Annotated in this window: 19 protein-coding genes and 2 pseudogenes; 17 read left to right on the forward strand and 4 right to left on the reverse strand. The window is 59.3% G+C overall.

What is annotated here, in order from left to right; all coding sequences use genetic code 11:
* Positions 1-28: 28 nt before the first annotated feature.
* On the forward strand, positions 29-991 hold the full coding sequence (locus AB4O01_RS05700) for an AraC family transcriptional regulator ligand-binding domain-containing protein (RefSeq protein WP_320336756.1): 963 nt from the start codon (positions 29-31) through the stop codon (positions 989-991).
* Positions 992-1,144: 153 nt separating this feature from the next.
* On the opposite strand, the gene AB4O01_RS05705 is transcribed toward AB4O01_RS05700, so the two are convergent.
* On the reverse strand, positions 1,145-1,534 hold the full coding sequence (locus AB4O01_RS05705) for a winged helix-turn-helix transcriptional regulator (RefSeq protein ID WP_093431515.1): 390 nt from the start codon (positions 1,532-1,534) through the stop codon (positions 1,145-1,147).
* Positions 1,535-1,647: 113 nt separating this feature from the next.
* Between AB4O01_RS05705 and namA the strand changes: the two genes are divergently transcribed.
* Both namA and AB4O01_RS05715 read left to right on the forward strand, forming a co-directional pair.
* Positions 1,648-2,688, forward strand: a complete 1,041-nt coding sequence (namA, locus tag AB4O01_RS05710) for an NADPH dehydrogenase NamA (RefSeq protein WP_257355143.1) — start codon at positions 1,648-1,650, stop codon at positions 2,686-2,688.
* A gap of 40 nt (positions 2,689-2,728) precedes the next feature.
* A complete protein-coding gene (locus AB4O01_RS05715; protein ID WP_093431509.1) occupies positions 2,729-3,112 on the forward strand; it encodes a nuclear transport factor 2 family protein in 384 nt (127 codons plus the stop codon).
* Positions 3,113-3,235: 123 nt separating this feature from the next.
* On the opposite strand, the pseudogene AB4O01_RS05720 reads toward AB4O01_RS05715, so the two are convergent.
* Positions 3,236-3,361, reverse strand: a pseudogene (locus AB4O01_RS05720) (zinc-binding dehydrogenase); the annotation flags it as partial.
* Between AB4O01_RS05720 and AB4O01_RS05725 the strand changes: the two are divergent.
* Positions 3,356-3,667, forward strand: a pseudogene (locus tag AB4O01_RS05725) (LysR substrate-binding domain-containing protein); the annotation flags it as partial. The pseudogenes AB4O01_RS05720 and AB4O01_RS05725 overlap by 6 nt on opposite strands.
* Before the next feature lie 170 nt (positions 3,668-3,837).
* Entirely contained in the window at positions 3,838-4,299 is a 462-nt protein-coding gene (locus AB4O01_RS05730; protein WP_099759175.1) for a hypothetical protein, read from the forward strand.
* 16 nt (positions 4,300-4,315) lie between these two features.
* On the opposite strand, the gene AB4O01_RS05735 is transcribed toward AB4O01_RS05730, so the two are convergent.
* Positions 4,316-5,560, reverse strand: a complete 1,245-nt coding sequence (locus AB4O01_RS05735; RefSeq protein WP_093431704.1) for an MFS transporter — start codon at positions 5,558-5,560, stop codon at positions 4,316-4,318.
* Positions 5,561-5,789: 229 nt separating this feature from the next.
* On the opposite strand from AB4O01_RS05735, the gene AB4O01_RS05740 reads away from it, so the two are divergent.
* From AB4O01_RS05740 to AB4O01_RS05760, 5 genes are all read left to right on the forward strand, one after another.
* Positions 5,790-6,722 (forward strand): AraC family transcriptional regulator, encoded by a 933-nt coding sequence (locus tag AB4O01_RS05740; RefSeq protein ID WP_116256113.1) that lies wholly within the window; start codon positions 5,790-5,792, stop codon positions 6,720-6,722.
* 75 nt (positions 6,723-6,797) lie between these two features.
* Positions 6,798-7,253 carry a (2Fe-2S)-binding protein gene (locus tag AB4O01_RS05745; protein WP_064118102.1) on the forward strand — a complete coding sequence of 152 codons (456 nt, stop codon included), beginning with the start codon at positions 6,798-6,800 and terminating at the stop codon, positions 7,251-7,253.
* Positions 7,253-9,505 (forward strand): xanthine dehydrogenase family protein molybdopterin-binding subunit, encoded by a 2,253-nt coding sequence (locus AB4O01_RS05750; protein WP_460090948.1) that lies wholly within the window; start codon positions 7,253-7,255, stop codon positions 9,503-9,505. Before AB4O01_RS05745 ends, AB4O01_RS05750 begins: the two co-directional genes overlap by 1 nt.
* A 17-nt stretch (positions 9,506-9,522) precedes the next feature.
* On the forward strand, positions 9,523-10,875 hold the full coding sequence (locus AB4O01_RS05755) for a c-type cytochrome (RefSeq protein WP_257355147.1): 1,353 nt from the start codon (positions 9,523-9,525) through the stop codon (positions 10,873-10,875).
* 12 nt (positions 10,876-10,887) lie between these two features.
* A complete protein-coding gene (locus AB4O01_RS05760) occupies positions 10,888-11,892 on the forward strand; it encodes an XdhC family protein (protein ID WP_460090950.1) in 1,005 nt (334 codons plus the stop codon).
* 9 nt (positions 11,893-11,901) lie between these two features.
* On the opposite strand, the gene AB4O01_RS05765 is transcribed toward AB4O01_RS05760, so the two are convergent.
* The gene (locus tag AB4O01_RS05765; RefSeq protein WP_460090951.1) at positions 11,902-12,489 is read right to left on the reverse strand and encodes a TetR/AcrR family transcriptional regulator; all 588 of its coding nucleotides are present in this window, start codon (positions 12,487-12,489) and stop codon (positions 11,902-11,904) included.
* A 223-nt stretch (positions 12,490-12,712) separates the two neighbouring features.
* Here AB4O01_RS05765 and AB4O01_RS05770 point away from each other — a divergent pair, with 223 nt between their 5' ends.
* From AB4O01_RS05770 to AB4O01_RS05800, 7 genes are all read left to right on the forward strand, one after another.
* The gene (locus AB4O01_RS05770) at positions 12,713-13,501 is read left to right on the forward strand and encodes an SDR family NAD(P)-dependent oxidoreductase (protein ID WP_034154110.1); all 789 of its coding nucleotides are present in this window, start codon (positions 12,713-12,715) and stop codon (positions 13,499-13,501) included.
* Positions 13,502-13,608: 107 nt separating this feature from the next.
* Complete coding sequence (locus AB4O01_RS05775) at positions 13,609-14,607, forward strand: NADP-dependent oxidoreductase (protein WP_460090953.1); 999 nt, start codon at positions 13,609-13,611, stop codon at positions 14,605-14,607.
* A 118-nt stretch (positions 14,608-14,725) separates the two neighbouring features.
* The gene (locus AB4O01_RS05780; protein WP_460090954.1) at positions 14,726-15,538 is read left to right on the forward strand and encodes a DUF1206 domain-containing protein; all 813 of its coding nucleotides are present in this window, start codon (positions 14,726-14,728) and stop codon (positions 15,536-15,538) included.
* 116 nt (positions 15,539-15,654) lie between these two features.
* Positions 15,655-16,557: a bestrophin family protein gene (locus AB4O01_RS05785; RefSeq protein ID WP_194935109.1), complete on the forward strand. Its 903-nt coding sequence runs from the start codon at positions 15,655-15,657 to the stop codon at positions 16,555-16,557.
* Positions 16,558-16,872: 315 nt separating this feature from the next.
* Positions 16,873-17,430, forward strand: coding sequence for a GTP cyclohydrolase I FolE (gene folE / locus AB4O01_RS05790; protein WP_034154114.1), 558 nt, complete (start codon positions 16,873-16,875; stop codon positions 17,428-17,430).
* A gap of 81 nt (positions 17,431-17,511) precedes the next feature.
* Positions 17,512-18,054 carry a DUF3833 domain-containing protein gene (locus tag AB4O01_RS05795; RefSeq protein ID WP_460090955.1) on the forward strand — a complete coding sequence of 181 codons (543 nt, stop codon included), beginning with the start codon at positions 17,512-17,514 and terminating at the stop codon, positions 18,052-18,054.
* A complete protein-coding gene (locus AB4O01_RS05800) occupies positions 18,051-18,761 on the forward strand; it encodes an SDR family NAD(P)-dependent oxidoreductase (RefSeq protein WP_427120171.1) in 711 nt (236 codons plus the stop codon). Before AB4O01_RS05795 ends, AB4O01_RS05800 begins: the two co-directional genes overlap by 4 nt.
* The last annotated feature ends 13 nt before the right edge of the window (positions 18,762-18,774 follow it).

The following is an 18,774-nucleotide window of genomic DNA, read 5'->3' on the forward strand; positions in this document are numbered from 1 at the left end:
ATTAGAAACCTGCGAGCAAGTCCTCCCAATGCGCGAAATGGACAAAATTGAGCTAGAACCGGCCAACCGCGCCCCCCAACGCTTTCATCGCGGCAGGCTGGGCCAGGTATTGGAGCGCTTCCTTGATAGCCAGGTTGCCCGGAAGAGTACGGATTACAACCTGATCGAACTGGATCAACTGTGGCGCGAAGCGGCACGTATCGATCCGGCGATCGGATTAAAATTGTTCGCGCTATTCACCCCCCAGGACTGGCATGTCTTGGCTTATCTTTGCTTGTACAGTCCAGATATTTTGTCAGCCATGCACCTTTGGGCCCGTTACGCACCTCTTGCCTCGGACACAGACAATGTCAGGTTGGTTAATGACGAAAACGGCGTCGGAGTCGAATTGAACGTTGATGCGCCAGGAGAGTTGGCGCGGTATGTCGTCGAACACTACGGGGTGATGTCCATAGCGCAGTTACGACGAGGTACAGGACACAATGTGCAGCCGATTTTGGCAAAGTTCACTCATTCGCGTCCGTCGTATTACAAGCAATACACCGAATGGTTTGGTGATCGTGTTGAGTTTGATTGCTCGATCAACTGCTTCTATTTTCATGCTCGAAGCTTAAGCCTGCCAATGCAAACCCGTCATCACGGGATGTTGGAATTATTAACGCAGGAGCTGGATCGACGGATCGCCGCGCATCGGAATTTCAGCGGTTGGTCAGCCAAGGTTGCTGAAGGAGCGCGACGATCTCTAGCGAGACGTGAAACTCCCAATCTGGACAATCTGGCGAAGTCGCTGCACCAGACGCCAAGGACCTTGCGCAGACGGCTGGAGGAGCAAGGTACAACCTTCAGACAATTGCTCGATCAGATTCGCGCAGAATTGGAAATGCATCTTGAATTGCAGGGAGAGTCATTAACGGAGATTGCAGCTCAACTAGGTTACAGCGATTTGACGGCGTATCTACACGCCCGAAGCCGATGGCGTGACATGAAATAAGGTGGCGGCCAGAATTTTTCGTAACGGCAGTGCGACCTCAAAAATTCGCCTCATCACGCGCGAGTGATTTCTCTCGTGCAGTTTCAACCCTGCGCCAAGCGGGCATCAAACTTCGCATTGTTCACCCCCTCCACCTCTCAACATCGGCGTGATTCAAGCCAGAGATTCCAACTTGTCGTCACAGACGGCAGAGCGCCTGAGTTCCAGGATCGTGCGTTCATGCACTGCTCCCCACTCTCGCATCGCACTCACCAATGGCGCGAGTGAGTCACCTAACGCTGTAAGCGAATACTCCACTTTGGGGGGCACCTCGCGATAGATTTCGCGATGAATCACCCCGTCAGTCTCCAGCTCTCTCAGCTGGAGTGTCAGCATCCTCTGCGTGATATCTGGAATTAGCCGACGCAGCTCGTTGAAGCGCTTCGTGCCTGACATCAGGTGAAAAAGTATGAGCGATTTCCATTTTCCACCAATGACATCGACAGTGAATGCGACGGGACAAGCGAAAGCCTCGATTTCATCCTGAGGGTTACATTTTTTCACTGTTATTACCTTGGTATAAAAAGTGTGCCTACCGCACAAAATTGTGCGTACTTACGTCAATGTGCTGCAAAAGTTAGCATGGATTCCATATTCACCACTATGGAATCGGACAGATGAGTTTGTTGTTATCACCCTATGAAATTAAGGGCCTCACCCTGAAAAACCGGGTCGTCATGTCCCCTATGTGCATGCACATGGCGGCGGATGATGGCTTCGTGACTGACTGGCACCGCGTTCATTACGGAGCTCGTGCCCTGGGTCAGGCAGCACTGATTTTTCCCGAAACGCTGGCCATTCAGGCTGACGGTCGTATTGGAGCCGGTGACCTTGGCATCTGGAGCGATGAGCACGTTGTCGGCTTGAAGGCGCTAACAGAATTGCTTCACGGCTTTGGTGCAAAGGCCGGCGCTCAGATCGGCCATGCGGGGCGCAACGCTGACCTGCCCGGTCTGATTCACATCGCGCCATCGGCGATTCCATTTACGCAAACCAGCCCCGTTCCTCGCGAACTCGCGGCTGATGAGATTCCGTCTTTGGTAAAGCTTTACGGCGATGCCGCACGTCGCGCCAGCGAAGCTGGCTTCGATGTGCTTGAGATCCATGCCGCGCACGGCTACTTGTTAAGTGAGTTTCTCTCGCCGTTGGCTAACACCCGCGACGACGAATATGGCGGTGATGCCAAGCGTCGCTATCGCTTCTTGCAAGAGGTGCTGGAAGAGGTCAAAACGCATTGGGGAGATCGCCCTCTGTTCGTGCGCATCTCCAGCTCTGATTACGCCGAAGGCGGAAACACGCCCGAGTCGTTCCTCGAATATGGTCGCTGGATGAAAGCTCAGGGCGTTGACTTGATCGACTGCAGTTCCGGCGGGGTCAAGATGGTCAAGGTCGAGACCTACCCGGGTTACCAGGTGCCGGCCGCTGAATTACTGCGTAAGGAATTGCATATTGCGACAGGCGCTGTGGGGGTTATCCAGAGTGGGCGTCAGGCTGAAGAAATCTTGCAGAACGGCCGAGCTGATCTGGTGTTTGTCGGGCGGCAAATGCTCCGAGACCCATTCTGGGTTCGCACCGCTGCAGATGATCTTAAGGAAATCATCGAGATTCCTACCGCCTACACACGTTATGGATCTGTCTGGCTTGATACGAAAGCCTGATGCCTTTGTTGCACTAATCCTATGAAGCAGGAGCAAGCACATGAGCAAACCGACTTACGTTGAAGAATACCAAGCCATCACCGAGGTGCTTAACCAGTACATTGAGGGCTGCAAGCAGGCCAAAAGCAGCATCATGAAGCCGGCTTTCAGTGAGCAAGCGACCATGTTCAGCGTCGATGGCGACGGTAAGCTGGCGGGCGGCGCAATTTCAATCCTGTTCAACGGGATCGACAAGGGTTTCCGCCCTTCTCCTGACGCACCAGCAGCTATCGTCCGCGTCGAAGTCGTCGGTACGGCGGCTAGTGCTCGCATCGACGCCAACGACATGTCAGGCATCTCTTTCACCGACTTTTTTCATCTGCTGAAAGTTGATGGCAAGTGGACTGTGATCAGCAAGATTTTTCAAACGCATGGAGCAGCTTGATGACTAGTGCCGTCCGGCGGTTTAGTGTTCGACTCTCCCTGCTCACGCGTTGACATTAGAATCTGCGGGCAAATCTGCTGCGATGAGCGAGAAAAAAGGCGCCAAATTGGCGCCTTTACGTTATTAAGCGACTTTGATCACAACCTTTCCAAATGCTCCCCTCGCGAGATGCTCGTAAGCTTCTCGTGCTGTCTCGAATGGATAAACCTGATCGATCACGGGACGGATCTTGTGCTCGTTGAGCCCTGGCATTTTTCGGTGAAAGGTCAGGATCGATCCTTTGTGCCTGACGCTGGCATCACCGTCACCGAGTCGAATGCGTACGTTCAGTGTGGCGTGTCGGGCTTCGGAATAATTCAGGCACCCGGGATCGCCGTGGCCAAGCATTTGGAAAGTCGCGGTTTGGTGGAAATTCTAAAGCCTTATCGGCCAGCCCCTCGCCCGGTGTCGTTGCTATACCCGAGCCGGACTCATCTGGCGCCCCAGGTTCAAGCCTTTATCGAGTGGCTGCAAGAGCGATTTCCGCAGCTTCATTCTGACTGGCTGGAACTCTAGCGATCGAGCTGTGTAAACGGTGGTTAAGGGGCGGAACCGGTCCTTCGCGAACGTCGGTTCTTACCCAACTCACATAACACCCTTATGTAACCCGAAAACACGCCGATACCGTGCTGCAGCAAGGAAGCACCGCAGCAGCACTTACTTCATGGACGGCAGGAACCCGATCAATGTTGGAACACCTCTGGCGCAGCATCCATTCCCCGGACTACTTCCCCAACGTACTGGACTGGATGCTCCATATTCTCCTCAGCCCGTTCATGGTGATCATGTGCCTGATGGTCGGGGCGCTGGCCGGCAAATGGTGGAGAGCACTGCCCTACGGCAGTCTGACTTGTTATGTGGTCTTTCTGAGCCGGTCTTCTTTCTATCGCTGGGAAAGCATTTTCCCCCTAGCCGGCCTGCCTGCGCTGGCGATAGATGGCGCACTGCTTGCGCTGCTTGGTTTTTATTTGAAAGGCCTACTCAGAGCCCGCGCAGACGCAAAACCCGAAGGCCATTGGCTGCGCAGGCTTTATCAAGGCCTTAAGGTCGTCATGCTGACAGTCATGGTGTTGTTCTGGGGGCTCGTCGTGCTGTTTGTCGTGGTCTTCACTGTCTCGGTCGCGACCCAACCGTCATTGGTGCACTGAGCCGCTTCCTGCGTGATCAGACAAATCGGGACTCAGGAGCGCCGGAAACAGCGCTCGAATGAGCTGTCGGTTCGACAAGATGCACTTCCGTGGCATTGCGCCCCGCCAGCCAGGCCAGCACTGAGGCGACAACCAAGACAGCGGCGCTAAGCTCGAATGTGGCTTTGTAACCACTCAGATCGAAGGCCAGACCTCCAATGATTGCGCCTCCTGCGATCGCCAGTTGAACAATCGCCACGAGCAAGCCGCCTCCGGCTTCCGCATCATCCGGAAGCGTCTGCGCCAACCATGTCCACCAGCCAACCGGCGCGGCCGTCGCAACCAGTCCCCAGAGTCCGAGCAACATCGCGGTGAGTACCGGTGATTTGCCGAAGCTGACCAACGCCAGCGCGATGGCCGCCATGATCAGCGGGATGATGGTCAACGTGCGGTAGAGGCCGCGACCCATAAACCTTTCAATCAGAAAGGTGCCGATAAAACCGGCCAGTCCCAGCCCCAGCAACATCAAGGACAACGTAGAAACGCTGACGCCCGTCACGCCTTCAAGAAAGGGCCGCAGATAGGTGAACAGCATGAACTGGCCCATGAAAAAGACGCTGACGGCGACCATGCCCAAGGCCACTGGCAATTGCTTCATCAGCCGCAGGACGTTGCCGCTACCGGCCTGGCGCTCGGCCTTGAACGACGGAAGGCTGATCAGCAGCCACACGGCGGCCAGCACTGCGACCGGAACCACACAGAAGAATGCCCCACGCCAGCCGATCAGCGAACCGAGAAAGCTCCCTGCCGGAGCGGCTATCACCGTGGCCAAGGCGTTACCGCCATTGACGATGGCCAGCGCTCGCGAAACCTGTTCAGGCTTCACCAGACGCATTGCGGTCGCCGCCGACAATGACCAGAAACCACCAATCGCGATCCCGATCAGCGCACGTCCGAACATGAATGACGGGTAGCCCGGCGCGACCGCGACGACCGTACCGGAGACGATCATCAGCAAGGTCAGGCCCAGCAGCAGCTTCTTGCGTTCGACGCGAGCGGCGACCGAGGCAATCAGCAGGCTGGTGATCAAGGCAAAGGCTCCGGACACGGAAATCCCCTGCCCGGCCTGGCCTTCGGTGATGTGCAGGTCGGCCGCAATCGGCGTCAGCAGGCTGACCGGCATGAACTCTGAAGCGACCAGGGCGAATGCGGCTAGCGACATGGCCAGCACGGCGCTCCATCCGCCTGTTCTTTTAGAAGGATCTGTAGAAGGAAACGTCATGGGAACTACCTGTGGTGCGAAAAACTTGTGGATGTGATGCGCAGGGGCAAGCAGTTTGATGCCCATCCGGGCACTGCCCCTGTAACAGATAGACACATTCTCCCGGTCAATCCGGCCCTTCCCTAGCGCATTCCTCTTGAATGCTTGCCTGATCCTCTGGGGATGCAGGGTGATGGATAGGAAACGTCTCGCGCGCGGATTAGAGTTCGGTCAACAGGAGTGACCCGACATGATCCCTACCCCTCTGCCCCAGGAATCGCCTTTGGCGTTGAACATCGACCCGCGTGTGAGCGCGCCGGGTGACTTCGCCACAGCCATACCCGGGCTGTCGCTGTTTCGTCGCGACCAGCCAGCGCCGCCCGTGGTGTGCATGATCGAACCCAGCCTGATTCTCGTCGGTCGCGGCGAAAAGCGCTTGTGGGTCGGTGGTGAGGGCTACAGCTATGACCCTTCACGGTTTCTGGTTACGTCGCTGGACCTGCCCGCCAACTCCGAAGTGATGCTCGCCAGTCCCCAACAGCCTTGTGTCGGCCTCGTGCTGAAACTGGATGTGAGCATGCTCGCCGAAGTCATCACCAAGAGCGGCTTGCCGGCCAAGCGCCAGCCAGCAACGGGCACGGGCGCCGCGATTGGCAGCCTGTCGTCCGCGCTGGAGGGCGCACTTGATCGCCTGCTGGCATTGCTCGATGAACCCGAGGCGATCCCGGTGCTGGCGCCGCTGATTCTGCGCGAAATCCACTATCGCTTGCTGCACACCGACCAAGGCGCACGGCTGCGGCAGATCACGGCCGTCGATGGTCAGGGTTATCGTATCGCCAAGGCGATTGACTGGCTCAAGCTCAACTACGCAGATGCATTGCGCATCGACGATCTGGCCGCGCGGGTGCAGATGAGCGCGCCGACCTTTCACCATCATTTCCGCCAGCTCACCGGCATGAGTCCGCTGCAGTACCAGAAATGGCTGCGGCTCAACGAGGCCCGCCGTCTGATGCTGGTAGAACGCCTCGACGTTTCGCGAGCGGCGTTTGCGGTCGGCTATGAAAGTCCGTCGCAGTTCAGCCGCGAATATGCCCGGCTGTTCGGCACCGCGCCGAGTCGTGACATCGCCCTTTTGCGCGGGCAGCCATTCGAGGCAGAAGCGCTCGGCACAGTCGCGAATTGAACGAACACCGGTGATGCGCCTCGCCGCGCCACCGCTCATAACAATGCACGTCAACCGATGATCAGCGGGTGAATCATGGAACTACGAATCAACCAGAAGACCTATCAGGTCGATGCCGACGCCGATACGCCCTTGCTCTGGGTGATCCGCGATGATCTGGGCATGACCGGGACCAAGTACGGCTGCGGACTGGCGCAATGTGGCGCCTGCTCGGTGCTGGTGGATGGCAACGTCGTGCGCTCGTGCGTCACGCCGGTGGCCGGTGTGGTCGGCCGCGAGGTCACCACGATTGAGGCCATCGAAAGCGATGAGGTGGGCAAACGAGTGGTCTCGACCTGGGTCGATCTGCAGGTCGCGCAGTGCGGCTACTGTCAGTCCGGGCAGGTGATGGCCGCCACTGCGCTGCTCAAACAAAACCCTAAACCGAGTGACGCGCAGATCGAGGCAGCGATGGTCAATCTGTGCCGCTGCGGAACGTACAACGCCATTCATGCCGCCGTGCATGAGCTGGCCGGCAAGGGAGACGCGTGATGAACGTTCGAATCGACCCTTCACTGCAAGCCTCAGCACTGGATCTGCACGAACCGATCAATGTTTCGCGTAGACGTTTTCTCACCGGTACCGCCGTCGGCGCACTGGTCCTCGGCTTCGGCCTGCCGCTGGGTGCGACGCGCGTGCAAGCTGCCGTGGCAACGGCGACGGCTGAGCGCGGCACGCAGGTGCCGGCGTTTCTCGAGATTCGTCCGGACAACCGCGTGCGTCTGCTCTGCCCGTTCATGGAAGGCGGGCAAGGCACGTTTACCGCGATGGCGCAAATTGTCGGTGAAGAGCTGGATGCCGATCCGTCGACCTTTCTGGTCGAGGCCGCCCCGCCCGGCGAAGCCTATGTGGTGTTAGAAAACGGCATGCGCATCACTGGCGGCAGCATGTCGGTGCGCATGAGTTACCCGGTGATGCGCCGCCTCGGCGCCCTTGCCCGCGCCATGTTATTGCAGGCGGGCGCGCAGCAACTTGGCGTACCAGTGAGCGAGTTGAGCACCGAGCCAGGCAACGTCGTGCACGCCAAGTCGGGCCGCTCGCTGGCTTACGGTGAACTGGCCGAGCGCGCGATGGATCTGCCGGTTCCCGATCCGGCCTCCGTGAAGCTGCGTGATCCGAGCCAGTTCCGCTGGATCGGCAAACCGGTGAAGCGCCTCGATGCTTACGACAAGTCCACCGGCAAGGCGCTGTACAGCATCGATCTGAAGGTCAACGACATGCTCCATGCCGCCGTGCAACATGCCCCGCGCCTGGGAATGACCGTAGGCAACCTGCGCAACGAAGACCAGGTCAAGGCAATGAAAGGCGTGCATTCCGTGCATCGTCTGCCGGGTGCCGTGGCGGTGGTCGCCGAGCGCTGGTGGCACGCCAAACGTGCCGTCGAGGCGATTCAGGTTGACTGGCAAGAGCCAACGGCCGACAGCAAAGTGCGGCCGATGCCCGCTGACTTTTCCAGCGATGCCTGGTTCAAGCGCCTCGCTGAAGATAAAAGCCCGGCCAAAGATGATGAAAACGAAGGCGACGTGGCGGCGATTCTCAAGGAGGCCAAGACCCGGATTGACGCCACTTACCACAACCAATACCTGAACCACGGCCAACTGGAGCCGCCTTCAGCACTGGCGCGATTCAACCCGGACGGTTCGCTGGAAGTCTGGTTGCCGAATCAGGCGCCGGACATGTTCCGCGCCGACATCGCTAAACGCACTGGCCTTGATCCGTCGCGCATCACCTTACATTCGCCGCTGCTGGGTGGCTTCTTCGGTCGGCATTTTCTCTACGATTCGGCCAGTCCCTATCCGCAGGCGATCGCGCTGGCGAAAGCGGTCGGCCGCCCGGTCAAACTGATCTGGAGTCGCGAGGAAGAATTTCTGCGTGACGTGCTTCGTCCCGTTGCCGCAGTGAATTTCCGTGCCGCACTGGACAGCGACGGCTGGCCGCTGGCAATCGAAGCGATCAGTGCCACCGAAGGCCCGACCGAAGCCCTTGCCGGCAAGCAAGGTGAAAAGCTCGATCCGACGGCGCTTGAAGGTTTGTCGGGCAAGTCCTACGCAATCGCCAACAAACGCATCGCGCAGATCTACGTCAAAGGCCCGGCGATGCTCGGTTACTGGCGTTCGGTGGGTAACTCGCTGAACGACTTCTTCTATGAATCGTTCCTCGACGAACTGGCCGACAAGGGCGGCAAAGACCCGTTCGATTTGCGCCTGCATCTGTTACGCGACAACAAGCGCTTGACCACTCTGCTGCAAGCAGTGGGTGAACTGTCCGGTGGCTGGAAGCGCGGGCCGTTTACCGCCGAGGATGGCAGCAAACGTGCGCGCGGCGTGGCCATGGCTTCGCCGTTCGGTACCGAGACGGCGGTGATCGCCGAGGTGTCCATCGAGAACGGTCAGGTCAAGGTGCACGACATCTGGCAGGCGATCGATCCGGGCAGCATCGTCAACCCGGCGATTGTCGAAGCGCAGGTCAATGGCGCCGTGGCGCTGGGGCTGTCGCAAACCCTGGTGGAAGAAGCCGTGTGGGTGGATGGCAAACCCCGGGCGCGCAATTACGACTTGTATCCGATCCTGCCGCCTGCGCGGATGGCTCGGGTCCATGTGCGTGTGGTCGAGAGCGGGGAAAAAATGGGTGGCATCGGTGAACCGCCGTTGCCTGCGGTCGCGCCCGCCGTCGCTAACGCGGTGGCAAGGCTAACCGGTCAGCGGGTGCGCAGCCTGCCCATGAGCCGACACACCTTCACTTGATCAGCGCCGGAGCGTCCATGAATAACAGCCGATTCGCAAGAACCGCTGGCTGGCTGGCAGTGCCGTGCCTGGTCGCGGCAGGCCTGCTGGCCTGGTATGTCACCCGCGAGCCTGTCTCGCGCCTGGAAAACCATCAGATCGCCGTGGCCGACATCGACCCGGCGCTGGTCGCCCGTGGCGAATACGTCGCCCGGCTCAGCGATTGCGTGGCCTGCCACAGCGTGCCGGGCGGCGCGCCGTTCGCTGGCGGTCTGGAAATGGCCACACCGCTGGGCTCAATCCATGCGACCAATATCACCCCGGACACGGAAACCGGCATCGGCCACTACAGCCTGGCAGACTTCGACCGGGCGGTGCGCCACGGCGTAGCACCCGACCGTCGCCGTCTGTACCCGGCGATGCCCTACCCGTCCTACGCCAAGCTCAGTGATGACGATGTGCGTGCGCTGTATGCGTTCTTCATGAAAGGCGTGGCGCCCGTGAAACAGGCGAACATCCCCAGCGCGATTCCGTTTCCGCTGAACCTGCGCTGGCCGATTGCGCTGTGGAATGGCGTGTTTGTCGACCCCGAGCCTTATGCGGCCAAACCTTCGCAGGATGAACGCTGGAACCGTGGCGCTTACCTCGTTCAAGGCGCCGGGCATTGCGGCAGTTGCCACACGCCGCGCGGTTTGGCGTTCAACGAGAAGGCACTGGATGAGGCCGGCAAGCCGTATCTCGCTGGTGCGTTGCTCGATGGCTGGTACGCACCGAGCCTGCGTGATGATCACAACACCGGGCTGGGCCGCTGGAGCGAACCGGAGATCGTCCAGTTCCTCAAGACCGGTCGCAACAAACATGCGGTGGTCTACGGCTCGATGACCGAAGCATTCAATAACTCCACGCAGTTCATGAGCGATGACGATCTGACCGCGATTGCCCACTACCTGAAGTCCTTGCCTGGCGACCGCCAGCGCGATGGCGAGCCTTGGCAGTATCAAGCGGTTTCGGCGGCGCAACGTCTGGACTCGCCCGGTGCTCATACCTACGTGACGCGCTGTGCTTCCTGCCATGGTCTGGACGGCAAGGGCCAGTCCGAATGGATGCCGCCGCTGGCCGGCGCGACTTCTGCACTGGCCAAGGAAAGCGCCTCGGCGATCAACATCACCCTGAATGGTTCGCAACGCGTGGTGGCGGCCGGCGTGCCGGATGCCTACCGCATGCCGGCCTTCCGTGAGCAGCTGTCGGATCAGCAGATCGCCGAAGTGCTGACCTTCATGCGCAGCACCTGGGGCAACCAAAGCACTGCGATTGATGCGCAGACGGTGGGCAAACTGCGTGAACACACCGATCCGGCCAGCAGCAGCCCGATCATTCTGCAGATGCGCTAAGAGGAGACACTGATGGAAAGCATCGACTTGCTGGTCCTGCGCACAGCGCGGGACTGGCTTGCCGCTGGCGAGCGTGTGTTGCTCGCCACGGTGGCGCGCACCTGGGGTTCTTCACCACGGCCGACGGGGTCGATGATGGCGTTGCGTGACGATGGTCGCGTGGTGGGCAGCGTGTCTGGCGGCTGCATCGAGGACGATCTGATCCATCGCTACACCACGGCCCATGGCGGCAGCGCTTTCAGTGGCAGCACGCCAGAAGTGGTGCGTTATGGCGTCAGCGCCGATGAAGCGCATCGCTTTGGCTTGCCGTGCGGTGGCACGCTTGAACTGATCCTTGAGTTCAACCCGGCGTGGCAGTCGCTCGATGAACTGCTGACGCAACTGGACGCCGGGCAACTGGTTCGCCGTCGCCTGACGCTGGAGTCCGGTCAGGTCACAGTTGAATCTACCGCAACGCCGGAACAGTTCAGCTTCGATGGCGTGCAGATGCTCAACACCTTGGGGCCGGGCTATCGAATGCTGATGATCGGTGCCGGCGCGCTGGCCGAGTATCTGGCGACCATGGCCTTGTTCAACGGTTTCAAGGTGGCAGTGTGCGATCCGCGTCCCGAGTACATCGATACTTGGGCGGTAGACGGTGTGGAGCGCATTGTCGGCATGCCGGACGACGTGGTCCGCGACTTCGCGGTCGATCTGCGCACTTGCATCGTCGCCCTGAGTCATGACCCCAAACTCGACGATCTGGCCTTGCTCGAAGCGCTCCACAGCCCGGCGTTCTACATCGGCGCCATCGGCTCGCGGCGCAACAGCCAGCTGCGTCGCGAACGCCTGATCGAGCATTTTGGCGAGACCGAGGCGTCGCTTGCGCGTCTACACGGGCCGATCGGTCTGTACATTGGCAGCAAGACGCCTGCGGAAATCGCCGTCAGCGTGATGGCCGAGATTCTTGCGGCGAAGAATGGCGCCCAGCTGCCGCAAGCATTTTCCATCGCCAGGGCCAAAGCGCTCGCCGAATGAGCCGCGCTGCTACTCTGCGACGGCGTTTTCGGTCGGCAACGAAGCGAGCATTTCTGCGCGGCATACCTCAAGAATCTCGTCTGCCAGCGCGGAATCATCCGGGCAGGCACGCGACAGGATAATCGCGCCGACGGCCCGCGACAGCAGGTCGATCATCTGCTTGCGCCCCTCACCCACCTCGGCATCCGGCGCTGTCGGGTATTTCTCCCCCAGCGTTTGCAGGGTGTGCTCAATGCCCTCGGCAAACGTCGCCTTCACCTCATCCGACTGACGCGCCGCGTCGCCGCCCAACGCGGCCATGGTGCAACCGTCGCCGCGTCCGTCGCGATGTTCTCTGTTCACATAGACGTTGATAAAGCCCGGAACATCCAGCGCTTGGGCGCCAGTCAGCGATTTGGCCAGACTGCACGCCGAAGCTTCGGCCATCAGGTCGGCCTTCGACCCGAAATGTTTGTAGAAACCACCATGGGTAAAACCGGCGGCCGCCATGAGGTCCGCCACGCCGACGCCGTCAAAGCCGCGCTCACGGAACAGCTCTGAAGCGGTTTCAACGATGTGCTCTCGATTGGCCTGCGCCTGGGCCTTGGTCACTCTCACGTGCAATACCTCGTGTTTCCGGGGAAATCCTGCGTCCGATAATACATAGATGTTGGCCATAATCAAAACCGTTGACAGTTTAGATTTAGATCATCATCCTAATTGCTCACACCATCGATCTTAATCAATGGGCACGGAACAACATCAATCGTCGCTGACTGAATCAAGCATCAACGTAAGCTAAGCGCGTTCTGTTTCTCACACCCTCAAAGAGAGATAAACCATGAGCACTCGCCCTACTGTTCTGATCACTGGCGCCTCCACCGGCATCGGCGCGGTCTACGCCGAACGCTTTGCGCAACGCGGCCACGACCTGGTACTGGTCGCCCGCGATCAGGCGCGCCTGGATGCACTGGCTGCGCGCTTGCGCAGCGAACACGATGTCGCCGTCGATGTGATCCCGGCGGACCTGACCCAACCGGGCGATCTGACCACCGTTGAAAACCGCCTGCGCGACGATGCCCGTATCGGCGTCCTCGTCAATAACGCCGGCGCGGCGCTGTCTGGCCATTTCGTCGAGCAAAGCACCGATAAAGTGGCGCAACTGGTCGCCCTCAACACCACCGCACTGGTGCGGCTTGCGAGCGCCATCGCTCCACGCCTGGCCAAGGCCGGTGACGGTGCGATCATCAACATCGGTTCGGTGGTGGGCCTCGCACCGGAGTTCGGCATGACGGTCTACGGCGCGACCAAGGCTTTTGTGCTGTTCCTGTCTCAGGGTCTGAGCCTGGAACTGTCGCCACAGGGCGTCTACGTGCAGGCCGTGTTGCCGGCCGCCACACGCACGGAGATCTGGGATCGTTCCGGCGTCGACATCAACACTTTGAGCGAAATCATGGAGGTGGGTGATCTGGTGGATGCTGCGCTCGTCGGCTTCGATCGTCGCGAACCAGTGACCATTCCGCCGCTGCACGAAGCAGAGCGCTGGGATGCCCTGCAGGGCGCACGGCTGGGCCTTATCGGGCAAATCCGCCAATCTGAGGTTGCCCAGCGCTACCAGACGCCAGAGTGATCTTCAGCTAGCGAGCATGCTCGGCGCATTCGATGCAGTCACAAGGCGCTGCATCGAATCCGCAACGCACCGACTACCATCCGTACACCGACAAGAGCCGCCCTCCGATGAAAGCATTTTTGATTGATCGCTATGGCAAGCACACCGGGCGCATGGGCGAAACGCCCGTCCCGGCAGTGGGTCCTCACGACGTCTTGATCGAGGTCCATGCCAGCAGCGTCAACGTACTGGACTCGAAGATCAGCACCGGCGAATTCAAGTTGATCCTGCCCTACGCGTTTCCATTGATTCTGGGCAACGATCTGGCAGGCGTGGTGACTGAAGTCGGCACGCAAGTGACACGCTTCAAACCGGGAGACGAGGTGTACGCTCGCCCGCCGGAAGCACGAATCGGTACCTTCGCCGAGTTGATCGCCGTGAACGAAAACGCGATTGCCCTGAAACCGGCCAATATCGACATGGCACAGGCTGCTTCCCTGCCCTTGGTGGCACTGACTGCCTGGCAAGTGCTGGTCGACACCGCCCAGCTGAAAAAAGGCCAGAAAGTACTGATTCACGCCGGTTCCGGCGGCGTCGGCACCGTCGCCATTCAGCTTGCCAAACACCTCGGTGCCTTTGTCGCCACAACCACCAGCACCGCGAATGTCGAATGGGTCAAGGCGCTAGGGGCTGACGTGGTCATCGACTACAAACAGCAGAACTTCGAGAATGTCTTGCACGGCTACGACGTGGTGTTGAACAGCCTCGGTTCTGATGTCCTGGAGAAGTCAATCAAGGTACTCAAACCCGGCGGACAGCTCATTTCCATTTCCGGGCCGCCGACTGCGCAATTCGCACAGGAGCAAGGTTTGTCCTGGCCCTTGCAGCAGGTCATGCGCTTGCTGAGCTTCGCTATTCGGCGCAAGGCCCGCAAGCGTGACGTCAATTACGCGTTCGTGTTCATGCGCGCCAACGGCGCCCAACTGCAACAAATCAGCTCGCTGGTTGCGGCCGGCATCATCAAACCGGTGATTGATCGAACGTTCCCCTTTGAATCAACGGCCGAGGCGTTGAATTACGTCGAGCAGGGACGCGCGAAGGGCAAGGTCGTCGTTTTGATCAAGTGAAGATTCCGGCTATTGCTGAATTATCCGTAGAAACCAGCTCACTGCGTTCTTCGACAGGTCATAGAACCCCTCCCGGCAAGAAGGGTCTGCTCTCTTATAACCTCTCAGGAATACCCCCATGTCCGCGCAACGCAACCTTGTCCTCCTCGCGCGGGGAGGCTATGCCGCCCGAGGAATGCTTTATCTGATCATCGGTATCTTTGCGTTGCTGGCAGCCCAGGATTCGACTAAACCGAAGGACAGCCACAAGAGTCTGGAAGCCTTGCTGGCTCAGCCATTCGGCTATTTTCTGGTTGGACTTGTCGTGGCGGGACTGCTCGCATTTGCCGCTTGGCGTGTTCTGCAGGCAACGCGTGATGTCGATCATCACGGCACAAAACTCAAAGGTCTGGTGATTCGCACAGGGCTGTTTGTGGGAGGTCTGGTCAACGGTGCTCTGGCGTTCTTTGCATTGGGCCTGCTCATCAGCGGGATTAAAAGCTCGGGCAATTCCGCAGGACAAACCCAAGACTGGCTGGCGCATCTTCTGTCCTGGGAACATTCGAACTGGCTGGTGTACCTGATCGCCCTCGTGCCGCTCGGTGTAGGCATTGCTCACATCATCAAGGGCTGGAAAGCGTCGTTCGAGAAGTATTTCGAGGCCGACGAAGAGGTCATGCGCTACGTCCGCCCGGTCTCGCGGTTTGGCCTGATCGCGCGCGGCGTCGTGTTTATAGAGATCGCATTGCTGCTGGCAATCAGCGGCTCTACCTATCAAGCCATGGATCCCCCGGGTATGAAAGAAGCGCTCGATGCACTGCAGAATCTACCCGCTGGCTGGCTGATCTTGATGGTAATAGCCTTGGGGCTGATGGCGTTCTCGGTCTACAGTCTGTCGGAAGCTTGCTGGCGCAAGATCAATATGGATGTGCCAGGCGTATCGAGCACATAGCGTCTAACGTCTTTGGCGATGATCACCCGGGCGCTGCATCGGTGAGCGAACCTTTCCCCCGAAAACAACGTCCGAGCTAAAGCGTTAACGCTTACCGCTCGCCACGAGGTTTCCGTTTGAAAGCTGCCATCGTCAGAAAATACCGATTGATCATCAAAACGCTGGGCTACGTCGGCTGGGCCTTGTTCTGGCTGTTGCTCTGGGACATCGCTGTCACTGTCGACTTCATGTTGTTTCTCAACACCAAGCTGAATTTACCCCTCATGCCCCTGACTTTATTGGGTTCGGCGTTGATTGTGTTGATCAGTTTCCGCAACAGCAGCGCCTACAACCGCTGGTGGGAAGCAAGGACGCTGTGGGGGGCGATGATCAACAACTCGCGCAGTTTCGCCCGGCAGGTGCTGACGTTGCTGGATGACGCTGACAACGAGGTCAATCCGGTCAAGTCGACTCTATTACGCCGCCACGTCGCCTATGTGAATTGCCTCGCAGCGCATCTGCAAGGCCAGCCTTGCCCTGAGGAAGTCCGCGCGTTCATTCCCGCCGAGGAGTTCGCCCGCAGCGGCACCACCAATAACTTTGCCAACGATATCCTCACCGGCTCGGCGACTTTGCTCGCGCGGGAATACAAGGCCGGGCGCCTGGACAGCATTCGCCTGGCGCGGTTGGAATCGACGCTGGTGGACCTGTCCAACAGCCAGGGTGGCATGGAGCGAATTGCCAATACGCCGCTGCCCTACCCTTATGTGTATTTCCCACGGCTGTTTATCTCGCTGTTCTGCCTGATCGTCCCGGTCGGTCTGGTGGAGTCGCTGGGCTGGTTCACGCCGCTGGCGTCGACCGTGGTGGGCTTTATGCTGCTGGCCATCGAGCGCATCGGCACCGACCTGCAAAGTCCGTTTCGCCACAGCGAGCATCAGATTCAGATGGAAGCGCTGTGCGAAACCATCGAGAAGAATCTGCAGTCGATGCAACGTGACTCCCTGGGTGACGTGCGCAGGCTTGCAGAGAACGCTTGAGGTGCAGCAATCGGGAACCGTCAGGACGTCTGACGGTTTCCAAATCAATCAGAACGCCGCACAACATCGCTTGTTATCGCACCGCGCTCACACATCTCCCGGAGCGCTCACTGTCATCCCCCTCTGCTTCCCGCTCCTCGCGGTCTCACATTTTGCGATGTGAGGTTTTCGCATCTGCATAAAAAAGATTGCCGATTCATTGTCAGGTGATTTTTTTCAGCCTATCTTCAATAAAACCTATACAAAGAACTTCATCGCGTACAACTCTTTCGCTATGGATTGGCCCCACGCACAGCACTGCCGCGAGCACCTTGAATGAACCCACTATTAGCCAGCCATTACCGTGAAATTCTCGTCGGCGTCGGTGAAAACCCCGAGCGCGAAGGTCTGTTGGACACACCCCAGCGCGCCGCCAAAGCGATGCAGTATCTGTGCAATGGCTACACGATGAGCCTGGAAGACGTCACCAACGGTGCCCTGTTCGAGTCGCAGAGCGATGAAATGGTGATCGTCAGCGACATCGAGCTGTATTCCTTGTGCGAGCACCACATGCTGCCCTTTATCGGCAAGGCACATGTCGCGTACATCCCCACCGGCCGGGTGCTGGGGCTGTCGAAGGTCGCGCGGGTGGTAGACATGTTCGCGCGGCGCCTGCAGATCCAGGAAAACCTCACGCGACAGATTGCCGATGCCATTCAGCAAATCACCGATGCCGCCGGTGTCGCGGTGGTCATTGAAGCCCGGCACATGTGCATGATGATGCGCGGCGTTGAGAAGCAGAATTCGGTCATGACCTCCTCCGTGATGCTGGGTGCTTTTCGGGACAGTTCGACGACACGGCAGGAATTCCTGCAACTGATCGGGCGGCGATAAAGCTATACAGGAGACAGTCACTGTACAAGCCGCCAGTTCGAATCTCACCCTCTTCACTCGTGCGTTTCAGGGAGTTAGGCAATGACCCGATTTCTGCTGTTACTGACACTGGCACTCAGCGTCGCAAGCTGCGGCAGCGTGGATGTTGCCCGTTATGCCGAGCAACAACCGGCCTTGGACCTGCAGCGTTTTTTCAGCCAGCCCGTCAAAGCCTGGGGAATGTTTCAGAAGCGCAGCGGTGAGGTGGCCAAACGTTTTCAGGTCAACATCGTCAGCCGGCGTGAGGGTAACAACCTGATTCTCGACGAGCGCTTCCTGTACAGCGACGGCACCCGCCAACGTCGCGTCTGGACCCTCACGCCCGAAGGCCAGGGGCGTTGGAGCGGTCGCGCGGCTGACGTAGTGGGTGTCGCCGAGGGCCAGGTCGCGGGCAATACGCTGCACTGGCGTTATCGCCTGAACCTGCCGGTCGACGACTCGACTTACGAAATGAGCATGGACGACTGGATGTACTTGATGGACGAGGACACGTTGATCAACCGCACCAGCATGTCCAAGTTCGGTGTAGAGGTCGGCCAAGTGACACTGTTCTTCCGTCGCCAAGGCGCGGGAGTCAGCGAGTGAACCGCGCATTGACCCTGGCCTCGCTCGGCGACGGTTATCGCGCGCTGGTGATCGGCGCCAGTGGCGCCCTCGGTACAGCCTTTTGCCAACGGCTGAAACAGGATTCGCGCTGTGCCGGCGTTCGCGCGCTGGGGCGCCGTACCCTCCCCGCGCTCGACCTTGAACGACCTGAAACGATTGCCAGCGCCGCCGCCGAACTGGCAGGCGAAGCGCCGTATCAACTGATCATTCACGCGGCTGGTCTGCTCCATCGTGACGGGATCAAGCCGGAAAAAAGCTTCAGCGCGATCGAGCCGGAGGCGCTGCAAACCGTGTTTCAAGTGAACACGCTGGGACCGGCATTGGTGTTGCGTCATTTCCTGCCACTGCTCGATCCTCGGGGAGCGATGGCGATGCTTTCGGCCAAGGTCGGAAGCATTGGCGACAACCGATTGGGCGGCTGGTACGCCTACCGCGCTTCCAAGGCTGCGCTGAACATGCTGATCAAGACCGCCGCCATCGAACTGGCACGCACGCGCCCGCAGAGTCGCTTGCTCAGTCTGCACCCGGGCACGGTGGTGTCGGGGTTGTCGCAACCTTTTCGCGGCGCCTCCAGCGCGCGTCCGGCAGACGTTGCCGCTGAACAGTTACTGACCTTGATTGACCAGTTGACGCCGGCCGACAGCGGCCATTTCTTTGCCTACGATGGAGAACGCCTACCCTGGTAGGCAAGGAGTGAAG

This window comes from Pseudomonas sp. S2_E02 (assembly GCF_054668355.1).

Excerpts from the sequence above, each read along its gene's own strand:
- AB4O01_RS05760 (WP_460090950.1), top strand. The coding sequence starts at position 10,888 with ATGGAAAGCATCGACTTGCTGGTCCTGCGCACAGCGCGGGACTGGCTT.
- AB4O01_RS05735 (WP_093431704.1), bottom strand. The coding sequence starts at position 5,560 with ATGACGTTTCCTTCTACAGATCCTTCTAAAAGAACAGGCGGATGGAGC.
- AB4O01_RS05770 (WP_034154110.1), top strand. The coding sequence starts at position 12,713 with ATGAGCACTCGCCCTACTGTTCTGATCACTGGCGCCTCCACCGGCATC.
- AB4O01_RS05795 (WP_460090955.1), top strand. The coding sequence starts at position 17,512 with ATGACCCGATTTCTGCTGTTACTGACACTGGCACTCAGCGTCGCAAGC.
- AB4O01_RS05700 (WP_320336756.1), top strand. The coding sequence starts at position 29 with ATGCGCGAAATGGACAAAATTGAGCTAGAACCGGCCAACCGCGCCCCC.
- AB4O01_RS05715 (WP_093431509.1), top strand. The coding sequence starts at position 2,729 with ATGAGCAAACCGACTTACGTTGAAGAATACCAAGCCATCACCGAGGTG.
- AB4O01_RS05755 (WP_257355147.1), top strand. The coding sequence starts at position 9,523 with ATGAATAACAGCCGATTCGCAAGAACCGCTGGCTGGCTGGCAGTGCCG.
- AB4O01_RS05745 (WP_064118102.1), top strand. The coding sequence starts at position 6,798 with ATGGAACTACGAATCAACCAGAAGACCTATCAGGTCGATGCCGACGCC.
- namA (WP_257355143.1), top strand. The coding sequence starts at position 1,648 with ATGAGTTTGTTGTTATCACCCTATGAAATTAAGGGCCTCACCCTGAAA.
- AB4O01_RS05775 (WP_460090953.1), top strand. The coding sequence starts at position 13,609 with ATGAAAGCATTTTTGATTGATCGCTATGGCAAGCACACCGGGCGCATG.
- AB4O01_RS05740 (WP_116256113.1), top strand. The coding sequence starts at position 5,790 with ATGATCCCTACCCCTCTGCCCCAGGAATCGCCTTTGGCGTTGAACATC.
- AB4O01_RS05780 (WP_460090954.1), top strand. The coding sequence starts at position 14,726 with ATGTCCGCGCAACGCAACCTTGTCCTCCTCGCGCGGGGAGGCTATGCC.
- AB4O01_RS05730 (WP_099759175.1), top strand. The coding sequence starts at position 3,838 with ATGTTGGAACACCTCTGGCGCAGCATCCATTCCCCGGACTACTTCCCC.
- AB4O01_RS05750 (WP_460090948.1), top strand. The coding sequence starts at position 7,253 with ATGAACGTTCGAATCGACCCTTCACTGCAAGCCTCAGCACTGGATCTG.
- folE (WP_034154114.1), top strand. The coding sequence starts at position 16,873 with ATGAACCCACTATTAGCCAGCCATTACCGTGAAATTCTCGTCGGCGTC.